Annotated in this window: 8 protein-coding genes; 6 read left to right on the top strand and 2 right to left on the bottom strand. The window is 70.2% G+C overall.

From position 1 onward, the window contains the following. Positions 1–27 precede the first annotated feature (27 nt). Entirely contained in the window at positions 28–1668 is a 1641-nt protein-coding gene (locus tag JCM7685_RS13365) for a calcium-binding protein (protein ID WP_074966125.1), read from the top strand. A gap of 38 nt (positions 1669–1706) precedes the next feature. Here the strand turns inward: JCM7685_RS13365 and JCM7685_RS13360 are convergent, their stop codons facing one another. Continuing rightward, positions 1707–2471, bottom strand: a complete 765-nt coding sequence (locus JCM7685_RS13360) for a WecB/TagA/CpsF family glycosyltransferase (RefSeq protein WP_074966126.1) — start codon at positions 2469–2471, stop codon at positions 1707–1709. A 121-nt stretch (positions 2472–2592) separates the two neighbouring features. Between JCM7685_RS13360 and JCM7685_RS13355 the strand changes: the two genes are divergently transcribed. The 5 genes from JCM7685_RS13355 (at position 2593) to JCM7685_RS13335 (ending at position 16656) form a co-directional block, all read left to right on the top strand. Beyond that, entirely contained in the window at positions 2593–4017 is a 1425-nt protein-coding gene (locus JCM7685_RS13355) for a hypothetical protein (protein ID WP_074966149.1), read from the top strand. 102 nt (positions 4018–4119) lie between these two features. Continuing rightward, entirely contained in the window at positions 4120–10404 is a 6285-nt protein-coding gene (locus JCM7685_RS13350) for a type I polyketide synthase (RefSeq protein WP_074966127.1), read from the top strand. A 2-nt stretch (positions 10405–10406) separates the two neighbouring features. Next, positions 10407–11381, top strand: a complete 975-nt coding sequence (locus JCM7685_RS13345) for a glycosyltransferase family 2 protein (protein ID WP_074966128.1) — start codon at positions 10407–10409, stop codon at positions 11379–11381. After that, complete coding sequence (locus JCM7685_RS13340) at positions 11378–16036, top strand: MupA/Atu3671 family FMN-dependent luciferase-like monooxygenase (RefSeq protein ID WP_074966129.1); 4659 nt, start codon at positions 11378–11380, stop codon at positions 16034–16036. The genes JCM7685_RS13345 and JCM7685_RS13340 overlap by 4 nt, the downstream gene beginning before the upstream one ends. Next, positions 16033–16656 carry a 4'-phosphopantetheinyl transferase family protein gene (locus JCM7685_RS13335; RefSeq protein ID WP_074966130.1) on the top strand — a complete coding sequence of 208 codons (624 nt, stop codon included), beginning with the start codon at positions 16033–16035 and terminating at the stop codon, positions 16654–16656. The genes JCM7685_RS13340 and JCM7685_RS13335 overlap by 4 nt, the downstream gene beginning before the upstream one ends. Here JCM7685_RS13335 and JCM7685_RS13330 read toward each other — a convergent pair. Next, positions 16637–17842 (bottom strand): glycosyltransferase, encoded by a 1206-nt coding sequence (locus JCM7685_RS13330; protein WP_074966131.1) that lies wholly within the window; start codon positions 17840–17842, stop codon positions 16637–16639. The genes JCM7685_RS13335 and JCM7685_RS13330 overlap by 20 nt on opposite strands. Between the last annotated feature and the right edge of the window lie 151 nt (positions 17843–17993).

Genomic DNA, 17993 nt, shown 5'->3' with positions numbered 1-17993 from the left:
AACGACACAGCAGATTGGGGAACTTCGATGGCCGTGATCAACGGAACGACCGGCAGCGACCGTTTGAACGGAACGGTGGGGCGCGACACGATCCGGGGCCTGGAAGGCCGCGACACCATCAATCCCGGCCGAGGCAGCGATTATGCGCATGGCGGGCCGGGCGCCGACGTTCTGATCTGGAACCAGGACCCGAATTCCCGCGGCAATGTCGACACCTATATCGGCGGCAGCGCCGGCGAGAACTATGAGGCCGACATCTACGGCTCGCTCGCCGGCGGCGACAGGCTGCACCTGTACGGGGCGCGCGGCTTTCGCGTCACCTTCACCAGCAGCGAGAACGGTTTTGTGCTGGACGCCTTCGGCAACCGGCTGAACTTCAGCGGCTTCGAGCGGTTGCAGACCGGCGCCGGCAACGATTCCATCGACGGCAGCCGCGGCCTGCTGAACGCCGCGCGCGGCGCCGGCTCCAGCTTTACGCCCGTCCACGGGCTGACGGTGAACTCGGGGGCTGGCAACGACACCATCCGCGGCACCAACGGCAGCGACGTGATCGACCCGGGGCCCGGCAACGACCGGGTGTTCGGCGGCGGCGGCACCGACTTGCTGATGCCGTCGCAGGGCAACGACTACGGCCATGCCGGCGCCGGCGACGACAACGTGCGCTGGGGCAACAACGGCAGCATGGGCCCGATCTACAACATCGGCCGCGACACGCTGGTCGGCGGCGCCGGTCACGATCTGCTGAACGTCTGGGCCACGGGCAGCGGCGAGAACAGCGCCGGCGCCCATGTGGTCTTTACCACCAACAGTTCCGGCCGGGCCAGCTTTCCGCAGGCGAACGGCACCCTGGTCTTCAGCGAGTTCGAGCAGTTCTGGACCCATGAGGGCCGGGATACGGTCAGCGCCGCCAATGCCACCATCGGCGCGGACGGCAAGGGCATCTTCTTCAACACCCGCTGGGGCGACGACCGGCTGACCGGCAGCGCGGGCCGCGACACGCTCGAAGGTGGGCAGGGCGCCGACACCATCGACGGCGGCCGTGGCAACGACCTGATCTCGATGGTCGACGACGTGCATTCCGGCCGCGTCATCCCGGATTCGCAGCGCGATGTGCTGATCATCCGCGACGGCGCCGGCGCGGATACGATCCGGGGCTTCCAGATCCACGATGGCGGCGGCATCGCCAGCGACCGTCTGTCCGTTGCCACGCTGCACGACCGCGGCGGCCATCTGGTCGACGTGAACGACGTGACGGTGACCGCGCGCGGCAACGGCGCCCTGCTGAGCTTTCCCAAGGGCGAATCCATCCTTCTGGAAGGGGTCTCGGCCGCAAGCCTGACCCGCGCCATGCTGATCAAGCTGGGAATTCCCGCCAGTTCGGCGCAGGCGGCCGAGGTCGCCCGCGCCAAGGTGATGACCGCGCAGGCGGACCCGGCGGCGGCGAGTGCGACGGCGGCCGAGGCGGACGACGGCGGCGCCCGCACCCTCGCGGCGGATCATTTCAGCTGGCGCTTCCCGGCGGCCGAGCCGGTCCCGCATCCAGACCAGCACCACGGCGGCATTTCGGCCATGATCTCGGATCTGGTCGGGACCTATCGCGAGATGGCGGCCCACCCCGGCGGCGACCACGCCGAGCTGCCGCATGTGCTGGCCCAGATCTTCGACTGAACTAGCGCAGGCCGCAGTCGGCGCCTTGGCCGGCTGCGTCAGCCCTTCCCCGCGCGCCGGATGGCCGCGGCCCGGCGGACATGGCCGGGCAGGATGGTGAAGCCCTTGGCATAGCGCAGGAACAGCCGGCGCGGATTCGACAGCATCCGCCAGGCCCATTCCATCTTGGCCTTGCGCATCAATGCCGGCGCCCGGCGCTGGTGGCCGGACAGGAAGTCGAGCCCGGCGCCGATCGAGGCGAAGCCGACATCGCCCAGCGCGTCGCGGGCGCGGATGGCGAAAAGCTCTTGCCGGGGGGCGCCCAGGGCCAGGAAGCACAGCCGCGCGCCCGATTCGCGGATGCGCGCGATGATCCGGTCCGCCTCGTCGCCCATCGGGTCGAAGGGAAAGCCGGGGGCATGGGTCAGGGCCACCCGCAGTCCGGGCACGGCGCGGGTCATGCTGGCGGCCGCCAGCGCCAGCGATTCGTCGCTGCTGCCGATCAGGGCCAGCGGCAGGCCGGCCTGCGCCGCCTCGGCCGCCAGCGGCAGCACCAGGTCCGAGCCGGGGGCCAGCGCCACCGGCCGCCCCGCGATCCGCGACAGCCAGACGATGGGATTGCCGTCGGCGCAGACCAGGTCATGCGCGGCATAGGCGGTGCGGAACCGGGCGTCTTCGCCCAGCCGTTGCAAGTGATCGACGTTGATCGTGGCGATGGCGAAGCCCTGTCCGTCGCGCAGCCGCTGCCGCACCGCCGCCAGAAGCGCGGCTGAATCCTTACAATTGATCCGCACGGCATTGCCGTCGGGAAAACTGAAATGCATGATGCGCCTCGGGTTCCGGCCGGAGTTTGCGGCAGGATGTGGCGCGGGCGCGGGGATTGCAATGTCCTTCCCCGGCCAAAGCATGTTGCGGCGCCCGCCGCGCGACTGGTGGAGGCAGGCCATGCCCTTATTGGCCCTGACGATGCTGCTGATCTGGCCGGTGGTGGTCGGCATCCTGTTTTCGCGCAAGGACCGCGCGACGGCGATGATCTGGTCGATCTTCGCCGGCTACCTGATTCTGCCGCAGCTGGTCGAGATCGACCTGCCGGCCTTTCCCAGCCTGAACAAGCACATCATCCCGGCCATCGCGGCCGGGGTCATGGTCTGGTTCGTGACCAAGGACCGCGCCCCGCAAGAGCCGGCCTCGCCGCCCTTCGGCCGCTGGGTTGTGCTGCTGCTGGGGATGAACCTCGTTTCGCCGATGCTGACGGCGCTGACCAATCCCGACGGGCTGGTCGACGGCGTCAACTACCGCCCACCCATGGCGATCACCCACGGCATATCCAACCTGATCCAGCAATTCCTGCTGCTGCTGCCTTTCCTGATGGGCTACAAGCTGTTGTGGAACGCGCGCGGGGCCGAACTCTGGATCCGCGCCCTGGTGCTTGGCGTGCTGTGCTATACCGTCCCGATGCTGATCGAGCTGCGGATGAGCCCGCAGATGAACGTCTGGGTCTATGGCTATTTCCAGCACGATTTCATCCAGACCATGCGCTATGGCGGCTTCAGGCCCATCGTGTTCCTGGAGCACCCGCTGTGGGTGGCGCTGATGACGATGACGGCGTTTCTGTCGGCCATCGCCGTGGCCCGCAACGACTTCACGCGGCGCAACCTGCTGATCGCGGTCTATCTGGGCTGCATCCTGTTTCTGTGCAAATCCGCCGGGGCGCTGCTGCAGGCGATCATGGCGGCGCCGCTGGTCCTGCTGGCGCGGCCGCGGGGGATGGTGCTGGTGGCGGTGATCGTGGGCACGCTGGCCTTTTCCTATCCGATCTTGCGCACCACCCCGTGGATGCCGCTGCAGGGCATCGTCGACCTGGCCATGTCGATCTCGCCCGACCGCGGCGGTTCGCTCGCCTTTCGCCTGATGAACGAGGAGGTGCTGCTGCGGCGCGCCATGGAGCGGCCGTTCTTCGGCTGGGGCGATTGGGGGCGGTCGCTGTTCTACGACCCCTATAGCGGCCGGCTGGCCTCGGTCCCCGACGGCGTCTGGGTGATCTGGCTGGGGGCGCGCGGCATCTTCGGCTATCTGGCGCAGTTCCTGCTGCTGCTGACGCCGATCTATGCGCTGCTGCGCGCCATCCCCCGCGGCCGGCAACCCGGCCGCGAGAAGGAACTGGTGTTCCTGGGCACCCTGTCGCTGATGCTGGCAATGAACCTGCTGGACCTGATTCCCAATGCCACCATCACGCCGCTGACCTGGCTGACGGCGGGGGCGCTTCTGGGCAATGCGCACAGGCTGCGGCAGGGTGCCGCAGAGGCTGCCGATCTGCCGGCCGAACGGCGGATTCTGCCTAAAAAGGCAGGCATTCCGACGGTTTTATAGGTTGGTGCGCGGCCCCGAATTGGCTATGCCGAACACGCCTGCCAGTTGTTAAGATATTTGCCTCCGCAAGGGGGTTCCACGAGTTGAAAAGGGGCATCGCCCATGGCCTTCGACAAGATCGTCGTTGAGGACAGTGACATCGCCATCGTCGGCATGGCCGCGCAGCTTCCTGGGGCGGCAGGCGTCGCGGAATACTGGGACAACCTGTGCAAGGGCGTGGAATCCATCCAGCGCATCCCCCAGGCGGACCTGCTGGCGCGGGGCGAGTCGCGGGCGCGGATGGCCGATCCGAACTACGTGCCCTCGGCCGCGATCCTGGGCCAGTTCGACGAATTCGACGCCGAATTCTTTGGGCTCTCACCCAAGGAAGCAGCGATCATGGACCCGCAGCACCGCAAGTTCCTTGAGACCTGCTGGCACGCGCTGGAGGATGCCGCCCATGTGCCCGAGCGTTTCGCCGGCAATATCGGCGTCTGGGCCGGCTGCGGCGCGGGCAGCTATTACTACTGGAACGTGTGCTCGAACCGCGATCTGGTCGATGGCGTGGGGCATTTCCTGTTGCGCCATACCGGCAACGACAAGGATTTCCTGTCGACCCGCGTCAGCCATGTCTTCGACCTGAAGGGGCCGTCGGTCAACGTGCAGACGGCCTGCTCGACCTCGCTGGTCGCGGTCCACATGGCCTGCCAGTCGCTGAATTCGGGCGAATGCGACATGGCGCTGGCCGGCGGCGTCACCATCGAGCTGCCGCATGGCGTCGGCTATCTCTACAAGGAAAACGAGATCCTGTCGCCGGACGGCCATTGCCACGCCTTCGACCACCGCGCGCAGGGCACCGTCTTCGGCAGCGGCGCGGCGGTGCTGGCGCTGCGGCGGGCGGCGGACGCGATTGCCGATGGCGACCATGTCTGGGCGATCATCAAGGGCTCGGCCATCAACAACGACGGCGCCGCCAAGGCGGGCTATCTCGCCCCCAGCGTCGAGGGCCAGGCCCAGGCGATTTCCGAGGCGCTGGTGATGGCCGGGGTCAGTTCCGACAGCATCGGCTATGTCGAATGCCACGGCACCGGCACGGCGCTGGGCGACCCGATCGAGGTCGCGGCGCTGAACCAGGCCTATGAGCGGGTCTCGGACGGCACGCGGCAGGGGCCCTGCCATATCGGCTCGGTCAAGACCAATATCGGCCATCTGGATACGGCGGCGGGCAGCGCGGGGCTGATCAAGTCGGCCCTGGCGGTGCATCACGGCCAGATCCCGCCCAGCCTGGGCTATGAAGCGCCGAACCCGGCCATCGACTTCGAGGGCGGGCCGTTTCGCGTCAACTATGCCTTGGGCGGCTGGCCCATCGCCGGGCCGCGCCGCGCCGGGGTGAACTCGCTGGGCGTCGGCGGCACCAATGCGCATGTGATCCTGCAGGAACCGCCGCTGGCGCAGCCTTCGGGCGAATCCGACTGGCCGTTCCAGATCGTCGCCGTCTCGGGCCGCAGCAAGGCGGCGCTGGACGCCAATAGCGCGGCGCTGTCGGCCTGGCTGGGCGCCAACCCCGGCGTGGACATGGCCGACCTGTCCTTCACCCTGACGCAGGGCCGGCGGCAGTTCGACCGCCGCCGGGTACTGGTCGCCCGCGATGCGGCCGAGGCGGCGGCGCTGCTGGCCGATCCCGACCCGCGCCTGGTCTTCGACCACCAGCCGGTCGGCGACCCGGCCGAGGCGGTGTTCATGCTGCCCGGCGGCGGCGCGCAATATGCCGGCATGGCCCGCGGGCTTTACGAGACCGAGCCGGTGTTCCGCGACTGGATGGACCGCGGCCTCGACCACATGGCGCAGGCGCATGGCACCGACCTGCGCGCGCTGTGGCTGCCCGAGCCGGGCGCCGAGGCCGAGGCGGACCGGCGGCTGCTGCAACCCTCGCTGCAACTGCCGCTGCTGATGATTACGGAATATGCGCTGGCGCAGCTGTGGATCAGCTGGGGCGTCTCGCCCTCGGCCCTGATCGGCCATTCCATGGGCGAAAACACCGCCGCCTGCATCGCCGGGGTGATGTCCTTCGAGGATTGCATCGGCCTGGTGCGGCTGCGCGGGCTGCTGTTCGACCGCGTTCCGGCGGGCGGGATGCTGTCGGTGCCGCTGGAGCCGCAGGATTTCGCCGCCGAACTGGAGGAGTTGGGCCTGGACCTGGCGGCGGTGAACGGCCCGTCGATGTCGGTCGTCTCGGGCCCCGACGCCAAGCTGGACGCCTTCGCCGCGAAAATGGCGGCGCGCGAGATCGAATGCCAGCGCATCGCCATCTCCATCGCCGCGCATTCGCGCATGCTGGAGGGGATCCTGGCCGAGTTCCGGGCCTATCTGGCCTCGATCCGGTTGAACCCGCCGCAGGTCCCGATCATCTCGAACCGCACCGGCCAGGCGCTGACCGATGCCGAGGCGACCAGCCCGGACTATTGGGTCGCGCATCTGCGCGGCACCGTGCGCTTTGCCGACGGCATAGCGCATCTGGCGCAGGTGCCGGGCCGGGTGTTCCTGGAGGTCGGGCCGGGCCGGGCCATGCAGGCCATGGCCAAGGCCAATCCGGCGGTGGCGGCGCATCAGGTCGTCTCGACCCTGCGCCACCGCGATCATGCGACCGCGGACGACAGCTATTTCATCGCGGCGCTGGCCCGGTTCTGGGCCTGCGGCGGCGTGATCGACTGGGACCAGATCTGGGGCGATGCCCGGCGCCGGCGCCTGTCGCTGCCCGGCTATGCCTTCCAGCGCAAGCGCTATTTCATCGAGCGTTCCGCCAGCGTCGCGGCCGAGACCGCCGAGGAACTGGCCCGCATCGAGGAGCTTGCCGAATGGGGCTGGCGCCCGGCCTGGAAGCTGGCCTCGCCGAATATCGAGATCGGGCCGCAGGGGCCGGTGGCGCCCCTGGCGCAGAGCTGGCTGATCTTTGCCGACGATCTGGGCCTGGCCGAGCAGGTGACCGAGGGCCTGCGGACCCGCGGCCAGCGCGTCGCCGTGGTGCAGGTCGGCGACACGTTTGCCGACAAGGGGCAGGGCCGGTTCACCCTGCCGGTCGAATCCGACCGCGAGGGTTACGAGATGCTGCTGGCCGCGCTGGCGGCGCAGGACCTGGTGCCGGACCGCATCCTGCATCTGTGGTCGGTGACCCAGGGGGCGAAGTTCCGTCCCGGCTCCAGCCTGCTCAACAGCCAGCTGGAACGCGGCTTTTTCGGTCTTCTGCATCTGGCGCAGGCCATCGGCGCCGAACTGCCCGAGGCCAGGCTGGAACTGATCGCCGTTTGCAACGACGCGCTGCGGGTCGCCGACGAACCCGCGCCGGTGCCGGAAAAGGCCGCGGCAGCCGGGCCGATCCGGGTGATGCCGCATGAAATGCCGAATATCCGCGCCCGGCTGGTGGACATCCGCCTGCCGGCCAAGGGCGGTCTCGACGCGCTGGCCGCCAATCTGCTCGAAGAGGCGCTGGCGCCCTCGGGCGCGGCCATCGCCGCCTGGCGCGACGGCCGCCGCTTCGAGCAAAGCCTTGAGAAGGTGGCGCTGGCCGAGGACGGCATGGCCGCCATTCCGCAGGGTGCGACCTGCCTGATCACCGGCGGCTTCGGCGGCATCGGCCAGGCCATCGCCCGCGAACTGGCGCAGCGGGGCGGCGCCAAGCTGGCGCTGACCACGCGCGGCCGGGTCGATTCGCCCGCGGTCGTGGCCGCGGTCCGGCAGTTGCAGGGCCTGGGGGCCGAGGTGCTGGCGCTGCGCGCCGACGTGACCTCGCCCGAGGACATGGCGGATGCCGTCGCCGAGACCAAGGCGCGTTTCGGCAGCCTCGACGTGGTGCTGCACGCGGCCGGCGTGATCCGCGACAGCCTGATCGCCGCCAAGACCGACGACGACGCCTGGGACGTGCTGGCGCCCAAGCTCTTGGGCACGCGGGCGCTGATCGAGGCGCTGGCCAAGGATCCCGTCCGGCTGACGGTGCTGTTCTCCTCGACCTCGTCGGCGATCGCGCCGGCGGGGCAGGCGGATTACGTCGCCGCCAACGAATATCTGAACGCGGTGGCGCGTTCGGCGCCGCCGGCGCTGGGTCGCGTGGTCGCGGTGAACTGGGGCGTCTGGGCCGATGCCGGCATGGCCGCGCGGGCGATGGGGCTGGACACGGCCGCGGTCGTGGCCGCGCCGCAGGGCCGGCCGCTGCTGGACGAAAGCCTGCCGGTCCCGGGCGGGCGCGAATTCCGCAGCACGCTGCGGATCGAGGACTGGATCATCGGCGGCCACAAGACCGCATCCGGCCAGGCGCTGATGCCGGGCACCGGCTGGATCGAGCTGGCGGCCGAGGCCGCGCTGGAATCCGGCCTGTCGCTGCCGCTGGTGATCCGCGACCTGGAATTCCGCCGCCCGGTGCTGGTCGGCGACAAGGCGCTGGTGACCACCCGGGTCACGCCCGAGGGCGACGCCATGCGCATCGACATCCTCGACGATCCGCAAGCCGATCCGAACGTGACCGCGCTGGTCGCCGGGCTGCACGAAGCCGCGCCGGCGCCGCTGGCGGTCTCGGGTCCCTGGGACCAGGACGGGCAGGGCGCGGCCCTGGCCTCGGCCCAGGAACGGCAGATGGCCTTCGGCCCGCGCTGGAAGGTGCTGCGCCGTTTCCGCATCCAGGGCGACGAGGGCGTGGCAGAACTGTCGCTGCCGCCGGAATTCGCCGGCGAGGCGGGCGCGTGGCTGGCGCATCCGGCGCTGCTGGACATTGCCACCGGCTGGGCCATGCCGCTGATCCAGGGCTGGACCCCGGAAAACCTGTGGGTGCCCATGGGCTATCGCTCGATCCGGCTTTACGCGCCCCTGCCGGCGCAGCTGACCAGCCGCATCCGCAACGCGGGCGAGAACAGCGACGCCCAGGGCATGGCGCAGTTCGACATCACCCTGGCCGGGCCCGACGGTGCCGTCGTGGCCGAGATCCGAGGCTTTGCGCTGAGAAAGCTCGCCGCGGCGATTTCCGCCCAGCCGGTGCGCGGCCAGTCCGCGCGCAGCCTGTCCCCGGCCGAGCGGCGCCTGCAGCACAACATCAGCCAGGGCATCCCCGCGGCCATCGGTCCGGCGATGCTGAGCCGGGCGATCTCGACCGGGCTGGCGCAGGTCTATGTCTCGTCGCTGGATCTGGACGCGTTGATCGCCGAGGCCGGCCTGGTCGAGGATGCCGCGCCCAGCGAAGGCGGGTTCGAGCGTCCCGACCTCGACAGCGATTTCGTCGAGCCGGCGCCCGGCACCCAGGCCGAACTGGCGGCGATCTGGTCGGACCTGCTGGGCATCGCCCAGGTCGGCGCCGCCGACAGCTTCTTCGACCTGGGCGGCCATTCGCTGATCGCGGTGCGCATGTTCGGCCAGGTCCGCAAGGCGTTCGGCGTGGACCTGCCGATCTCGACCCTGTTCGAGGCGCCGACCATCGCCCAGCTTGCCGCGCTCGTCGAGGAGCGCACCGGCCCGCGCGAGATCGTCTCGCCCGACAATGTCGCCGCGCTGCCGGTATCGCAGAAACCCCGCTTCCGCTTCGTCGTGGACATGGGCGGGCGCGGCGCCGGCACGCCCTTCTTCATCGTCGCCGGCATGTTCGGCAATATCATGAACCTGCGCCAGCTGGCGCAACGGGTCGGGCCGGACCGCCGTTTCTACGGCCTGCAGGCGCGCGGGCTGCTGGGCGACGACCAGCCGCATGAGGACTTCTCCGAGGCCGCCCGCGACTATATCGAGGAAATCCGCCAGGTGCAGCCGCACGGCCCCTATCTTCTGGGCGGCTTCTCGGGCGGCGGGCTGACCGCCTACGAAATGGCGCGGCAGTTGCGCGCGGCGGGCGAAGAGGTGGCGATGCTGGTCATGCTGGACACGCCGCTGCCGCTGCGCGAGCCGGTCAGCCGCAAGGACCGGCTGGCGATCCGCCTGGGCGAATTGCGCGAGGGCGGTCCGGGCTTCGTCTGGAAATGGCTGCGCGACCGCGTCGCCTTCGAGTTTCGGCGCCGCAGCAAGGCCAAGGCGGTCGAGGCCGAGGTCGCGACCGAAGCCAGCGGCGCCTTCCACGACCTCGCCATCGAGGCTGCGTTCCTGGCCTCGCTGCCCAAGATGCGGCTGTCGGTCTGGGACGGGCCGGTGGCCATGTTCCGGCCGCCGCTGGACAAGCGCTGGAAGGCGACGGGCGGGCGCTGGATCAACTCGGGCCGCGACTACGTGGTCGAAGACAACGGCTGGACGCCCTGGATGCCGCAGCTGCGGGTGATCGAGGTGCCGGGCGACCACGACTCGATGGTGCTGGAACCGAACGTGCGCCGCATGGCCTCGGTCCTGCGCGAGATCCTGCGGCAGGCCGACGGCGACGCCCCGGCCCAGGCAAAGGCGGCAGAGTGACCATGCCCAGCGTTCATGTGGTGGTGCTGAACTGGCGCACGCCCGAGATGTCCCTGCAGGCGGCCGAGGCGGCGCTGCGCGAATTGCAGGGCCTGGATGGCGGCTTGACCATCGTCGACAACGATTCCGGCGACGGCTCGTTCGAGACCATGCAGGCCGGGGTGCAGGCCCGGGGCTGGCCCGCCGACCGGGTCGCCGTGGTGCAATCGGGCTGGAACGGCGGCTATGGCGCCGGCAACAACCACGGCATCCGCCAGGGCCTGCCGGACGGGCGCCGGGCCGATCTGGTCTATCTGCTGAATTCGGACGCGATCCCGCAGCCGGGCGCGATCCGGGCGCTGGTCGACTACCTGGCCGCGCATCCGCAGGCGGGAATCGCCTGCTCGCGGCTGCGCGGCACCGACGACGAGCCGCACAGCACCGCCTTTCGCTTTCCCAGCGCCGCGGGCGAATTCGAATCGGAAAGCCGCACCGGCCCGATCACCCGGCTGCTGCGCCGCAAGATGGTGGCGCTGCCGCAGCCCGAGACATCCGGTCGCGTGGACTGGTCGGCGGGGGCGTCGATGATGATCCGCATGGATGTGCTGGATCGAATCGGTCTCTTCGACGAGGGCTTCTTCCTCTATTATGAGGAAACCGACCTGTGCCGCCGTGCCGCGCTGGCGGGCTGGCAGACCCATTACGTCGTCGAAAGCCTGGTGCTGCATATCGGTTCGGTCAGCACCGGCATGAAGGAATGGAAGCGGGTGCCGGATTACTGGTACGACTCTCGCCGCCGCTATTTCGAGAAACATCATGGGCGTCTGGGCGCGCTTTGGGCCACGGTCGCGCATCTGGGGGGCGCGGGGGTGTTCCGCCTGCGCTGCCTTTTGTCGAGGCGCGCGCCCGATGGGGCGCCGGGGCACCTGTCCCATCTGACGCGCCACGCGCTCCGTTCGCAGCCAAAGCCCGTGCATGTTGAAAAGGGTAAGCCATGACGCAATTTTCCGCGATTCTGGTCGGTAACGAATCTCTGACGCGCCATGCGGCCGAAACGCTGCTGGCGCGCGGCCATCGCATCGTCGCGGTGGTGACGCACAATCCCGAATTGCGCGACTGGGCGACCGGCGCCGGGCTGACGGTCGAGGATCAGGACGCGCCGATGCCCGCGGACGCCCCGGCGGCCGACTGGCTGTTCAGCGTCGCCAACCTGTCGATCCTGCGCCCCGGGATGCTGGCGCGCGGCCACCTTGGCGCGATCAACTTCCACGACGGCCCGCTGCCCAGGCTGGCGGGGCTGAACGCCCCGGTCTGGGCGATCGTCGGCGGCGAGCCCCAGCACGGCATCACCTGGCACATGATCGAGGGCGGCGTGGACGAGGGCGACATCCTGGCCCAGCGGCTGTTCGAGCTGCGCCCGGACGATACCGCGCTGACCCTGAACGCCCGCTGCTTCGCCCGCGGCGCGGAAAGCTTTGCCGATGTGGTGGCGCAGCTGGAGGGTGCCGGGCCGCAGCGCGTGCAGCAGGACCTGTCGCAGCGCAGCTATGTCGGCAAGGACAAGCGCCCCGAGGCCGCCGGCATCATCGACTTTTCCCAGCCCGCCGGGCGCATCTGCGCCCTGGTGCGCGGGCTCGACCACGGCGGTTACTGGAACCCGCTGACCGAGGCCAAGATCCGGCTGGACGATGGCCGGGTGCTGGCGGTCGCGGCTTCGGCCGGGACCGAGCCGGTCGGCGCCGGCATCGTGCCCGGCACCGTGCTGGCGCATCACGGCGAGATCGCGACCATTGCCGCCGGCGATGCCGCGATCCGGCTGGTCTTTCGCGGCGAATTGCCGCCGCTGGGTGCGGTGATCCCGACGCTGCCGGACGATGAGCGCGCGCGGCTGACCGAACTGGCGGCGCGGGCGGCGAAACAGGACGGCTGGTGGCGCAAGCGGCTGGCAAAGATGAACCCGGCGGTGCTGCCGGGCGAGGACTCGGCTGCGCGCCAGCGCGTGCAGTTGCTGCCCGGCGCGGCACCCGAGCGGATCGCGCTGGCGGCGGCGCTGCTGGCGCGGCTGGGCGGGCAGGGCGCCTTCGACCTGGCGCTGCGTCCCGCGGACCAGCCCGAAGCGCAGGGGATCGTCGCCGATTGGCAGCCGCTGGCGGTTCAGACCCGCGGCGACCAGACGCTTGCCGCATTGGGCGCCGCCATGGCGGGACAGATGGCCGATCAGGCCGGCCGCGGCTTCTTGATGGCCGATCTGCTGGCCCGCGCGCCCGAACTGCGCGACATGGCGACGCCTGACCTGGCGATCAGCCTGGATGCGCACGCCTCGGTTCGCGGCGCGGCGCTGACCGTCGCCCTGGCCTCGGACGGGGCCTGGTTGGAGCACGACCCGGCCCGCATCACGCCGGCGCAGGCGCAGCGGTTGGCCCGGGCGCTGGACGCGGGCCTCGCGCTGCCCGGCACGACCGCGCTGCGCGACATTCCCCTGATGGACGCGGCCGAGCGCGAGGATCTGCTGGTTGCCCGCAACGCCACGCAGGCCGAGGTGCGGCTGGCCTGCATCCACGAGCTGATCGCGGAAAAGGCCGCCGAGAACCCGGATGCATCGGCCCTTGCCTTCGAGGACCACGGCCTGACCCGCGGCCAGCTGGACCGCGCCGCCAATGCGCTGGCCGAAAAGCTGGTGGCGATGGGTGTCGGTCCCGATCAGCCGGTGGGCCTGTTCGCGAAACGCTCGCCCGAACTGGTGATCGGCGCGCTGGCGATCTGGAAGGCGGGGGGCGCCTATGTGCCGCTGGACCCCGATTATCCCGCCGAGCGGGTCGAGCTTTACCTCCAGGATTCCGGCGCGCGCGTGGTGCTGGTCCAGGACGGTCTGGCCGACAGGCTGCCGGCGCATGGCGCGCAGGTGGTGACCATTCCCTCGGACCTGCCGCATGGCATGGTGGCGGCGCCGGTCGGCACGGTCGGGCCGCAGCACCTGGCCTATCTGATCTATACCTCGGGCTCGACCGGCCTGCCCAAGGGGGTGATGGTCGAGCATCGCAACGTCGCCAATTTCTTCGCCGGCATGGATGCGGTGATCCCGCATGCCGAGGGCGATGCCTGGCTGGCGGTGACCAGCCTCAGCTTCGACATTTCGGTGCTGGAGATCTTCTGGTCGCTGGCGCGCGGGCTCAAGCTGGTGATCGCGGGCGAGGAATCGCGGCTGGCGGTGTCCTCGGCCCCGGCGCAGCCGCGGCGCGAGGTTGCCGGCGGCATGGACTTCAGCCTGTTCTATTGGGGCAACGACGACGGGCCGGGGCCGAAGAAATACCAACTGCTGCTGGAGGGGGCGCGTTTTGCCGACCAGAACGGCTTCGTCGCCGTCTATACGCCCGAGCGGCATTTCCACGCCTTCGGCGGCCCCTATCCGAACCCGGCGGTGTCGGGCGCGGCGGTGGCGGCGGTGACCAGAAACATCTCGGTCCGCGCCGGCAGCTGCGTGCTGCCGCTGCACCATCCGGCCCGGGTGGCCGAGGAATGGGCTGTGATCGACAACCTGACCTCGGGGCGGGCGGGCCTAGCCATCGCCTCGGGCTGGCAGCCGGACGATTTCGTGCTGCGCCCGGAAAACGCGCCGCCGAACAACAAGGCGGCGATGATCGAAGGCATCGAACAGCTGCGCCGGCTGTGGCGCGGCGAAAGCGTGGATTTCCCGCGCGCCGGCGGCGGCAGCTTCGGCGTCGTGACCCAGCCGCGCCCGGTGCAGAAGGAACTGCCGCTGTGGCTGACCGTGGCCGGCAACCCGGAAACCTGGGTCGAGGCCGGACGGCTGGGCATGAACGTGCTGACCCATTTGCTGGGCCAGAGCATCGAAACGGTGGCGGCGCGGATCAAGGATTATCACGCGGCGCTGCGCTCGGTCGGGCATGATCCGGCGCATTTCACCGTCACGCTGATGCTGCACACCTGCCTGGCCGAGGACCGCGAGACCGCGCGCGAGATCGCCCGCGAGCCGATGAAGAACTACCTGCGCAGCGCGGCGGCGCTGGTCAAGCAATATGCCTGGGATTTCCCCGCCTTCCGCAAGCCTGCGGGCATGACCAACCCCATGGCCATCGACCTGGGCTCGCTCTCCGAGGAAGAGCTGGACGGCATCCTGGAATTCGCCTTCCTGCGCTATTTCGAGGATTCGGGCCTGTTCGGTTCGATGGACGACGCCATCGCGCGGGTCGAACAGCTGAAGACCATCGGCGTGGGCGAGATCGCCTGCCTGATCGACTATGGCATCGCCCCCGAGCAGGTGATGGCCGGCTTCCCGATGCTGGCGCGGCTGCGGGCCGAGGTGAACCCGCATGGCGCCGCGCCCGCGGACGGCGATTTCTCGATCGCGGCGCAGATCCGGCGCTGGAAGGTGACGCATCTGCAATGCACGCCCAGCATGGCGCGGATCCTGGTTTCGGACCCGCAGGTGGCGGCGGCGATGGCGGGGCTGAAATGCGTCATGGTCGGCGGCGAGGCGCTGCCGCCCTCGCTGCTGGCCGAGATCAAGGCGGCGACGCGGGCGCGGGTGCTGAACATGTACGGCCCGACCGAGACCACGATCTGGTCCACCGTCGCCGACCTGACCGATGCGGCCGAGGTGACGCTGGGCCGGCCCATCGCCAATACCCAGCTTTATGTGCTGGACGCGGACGGCGTGCCGGTGCCTCCGGGCGCGCAGGGCGAGCTGTGGATCGGCGGCCATGGCGTGACGCGCGGCTATTGGCAGCGCGAGGATCTGACCTCGGGCGCGTTCCGGCCGGATCCCTTCGTGCCGGCGGATCGCGCCGCGCCCTGGGGCGCGCGCATCTATCGCACCGGCGACCTAGTGCGCTGGCGCGAGGATGGCGGGCTGGACTATCTGGGCCGGGCCGACCATCAGGTGAAGCTGCGCGGCTTCCGCATCGAGCTGGGCGAGATCGAGGCGCAACTGACCGGTCAGCCCGGTGTGCGCGAGGCGGTGGCCCTGGTTCGCGAGGACGCGCCCGGCGACAAGCGGCTGGTGGCCTATGTCACTGGCGAGCCGTCGCTGTCCGAAAAGGCGCTGCGCGAGGCGCTGCTGGCGCATCTGCCGGCGCATATGGTGCCGGGCCGGATCGTGCGGCTGGACCGGATGCCGCTGACCCCGAACCGCAAGATCGACCGCAAGCATCTGCCGGTGCCGGGTGCGGTCGTCTCGGCTGCGGTGGGGGTGGCGCCGGCGGCGGTCGTCGAGACCGCCCCCGCCGCGGCGGCTGGCGCCGCCAATGCCGCGCCGACCGAGGATCTGGCGGCGGCCGTGCATGCGCTATGGGCCGAGACCCTGGGCGTGCCGCAGATCGGCCCGCGCGACAATTTCTTCGCGCTCGGCGGCCATTCGCTGCTGGCGATCCAGCTGCATCGCACGATGCGCGACCGGCTGGCGCTGCCGCGGTTGGGGGTGACGGATATTTTCCGTTTCCCGGTGATGGCTGATTTCCTGAAGCATATCGCCTCGCTGTCGCCCGCGGCACCGGCCGTGACGCCGGTGGCGGCCGCGGCTGTGGCCCCCGCGGCTTCGCCCGCTTCCGCGCCCGCGCCCGAGGCTGCGGCGGCCGGCGACGATGCCATGGCCAAGCGCCGGGCGCTGCGCGCGCAATTGCGCGGCGGACGGTGAGCGAAGCCGAAGCGCTGCGCGACCTGGCGCGGGGCCTGCTGCCGGTCGGCTATGGTTGCGCCGTGTTGCCGCTTATGGCCGAGCCGGCGCCGCTGCTGCCGGCCGAGGCCGAAGCCATGGCCCGTGCCGTCCCGAAGCGGCGGCACGAGTTTGCGCTGGGACGCCTAGTCTTGCGGGCGGCGATCCGCCAGGCGGGGCATGAGCTGCCGGAGTCGCGTCCCATCGCCATGCGGCCGGATCGCCAGCCCGACCTGCCCGCGGGCATCCGCGCCAGCCTGTCGCATGGCGGCGATTACTGCATCGCCATCGCCGCGCCGCCGGGCGGCCCCAGCCTGGGCATCGATCTGGAACCCAGCGACCGCAACCCGCCCGAGGGGCTGGCGGGGATGGTAATGCCCTTTCGCATGGCCGCGGACCTGCCGCCGCTGCTGGCATTTTGTGCCAAGGAGGCGATGTTCAAGGCGCAATATCCGCTGACCGGGCGCATGCTGGACTTTCGCGAGGTGCCGGTGGTGATCCGCGGCGACCGCTTTCGCGGTTGCATGGGCGAGCGGCTGATCGGCGGGCGCTGGGGACGCGCAGCGGGCTGCTGGCTGGCGCTCAGCCTGTGGCGCGGCTGAACAGCGCCGACAGGCGGTCCGCCGATTCCCGGATGTCGTGGCGTTCGGCGACGCGGGTGCGGGCCGAGGCGCCCATGGCGGCCAGAGTCTCGGGCTGGGTTTCGGCGGCTTCAAGCATCGCCTGGGCCAGGGCGGCATCGTCGCCCGCGGGGACCAGCCAGCCCTCGATCCCGGGCCGAACCAGTTCGGGGATGCCGGCGATATAGGTGGCGATGACCGGGCGGGCGCAGGCCATGGCCTCCATGATCACCACCGGCAGGCCCTCGGCGAAACTGGGGGTGACCAGGGCATGGGCGGCGTTCATCGCGGCGCGGACGCCGGCTTCGTTCTGCCAGCCCAGCAGCGACACGGCCTCGCCCATGCCAGCGGCGGCGATCTGGCTTTCGATCTGCGGCCGCAACTCGCCATCTCCGACCAGCGACAGCCGCAGCGCCGGGTTTTGCCGCCAGGCGTGGGCGAAGCCGCGGATCAGCAGGCCGAAACCCTTCTGCTCGGCGAAGCGGCCGACGGCGACCATGTGGAAGGGACCGGGGGGCAGGGGCGCGGGCTCGGCCCAGCGGTCGAGGTCCAGTCCGCAATGCACGACCCGGACCTTGGCCCAGTCGCCGGCGGCGGCCCAGCGATACATCTGCGACCGGCCATAGCTGCTGACGGTGACGCAGAAATCGGCCAGGGCCAGCTTGCCGCCCAGGTCCAGCGGCTGGACGTTGTCGAACTCCTCGGGGCCATGCACCGTGAAGCTGAAGGGCGGGCCGCCGAAGAGCCGTGCATAGCCGGCGACGCGGGCCGAATTGGTGCCGAAATGCGCGTGCAGATGCCGCAGCCCCAGTTCGCGGGCGCGGGCGGCGACATGGGCGCCTTCGGCCATATAGATGATCTGCCGCGCCAGCCCGGATTCGCCGGCGCGCGCGCGGGCGCGAGCGGACTTGAACGCCGCCTGGAAACGGCCTGGCGCGGCCAGCGCCTGCCGTGCCAAGCCGGCCAGCAGCCGCTTGCCGCCGGTGTCCAGCACCCGCTCGGTCCGGTCATGCTCGGCCAGGTCGGCGGGATCGGTCAGCGCCGCCGCATCGCCGCGCATGGCGAAGCGATGGACCTGAAAGCCCCGCTGCTCCAGCGCGGCGATCTCGCGCCGGATGAAGCTGTGCGAGGGACGCGGATAGGTGTTGACCAGATAGCCGATTCGCAATTGCGGCTCCTTATCCAAGAGGAAACGCCGCGACCTTGCGGCATTTCGGCTGGATTACGCTGATTTTTGCTCAAGAATAAGCGGATATGCAGTAGTAGCCGCCGTCAGATGAAAGTTTGTATGGCGATTCGATTTTTCTTTGGCAGTATGG

The organism is Paracoccus aminovorans (genome assembly GCF_900005615.1).
GTDB classification, from domain to species: domain Bacteria; phylum Pseudomonadota; class Alphaproteobacteria; order Rhodobacterales; family Rhodobacteraceae; genus Paracoccus; species Paracoccus aminovorans.
Note: the sequence above shows the minus strand (reverse complement) of the source record. Positions and strands in the feature narration are given on the sequence as shown.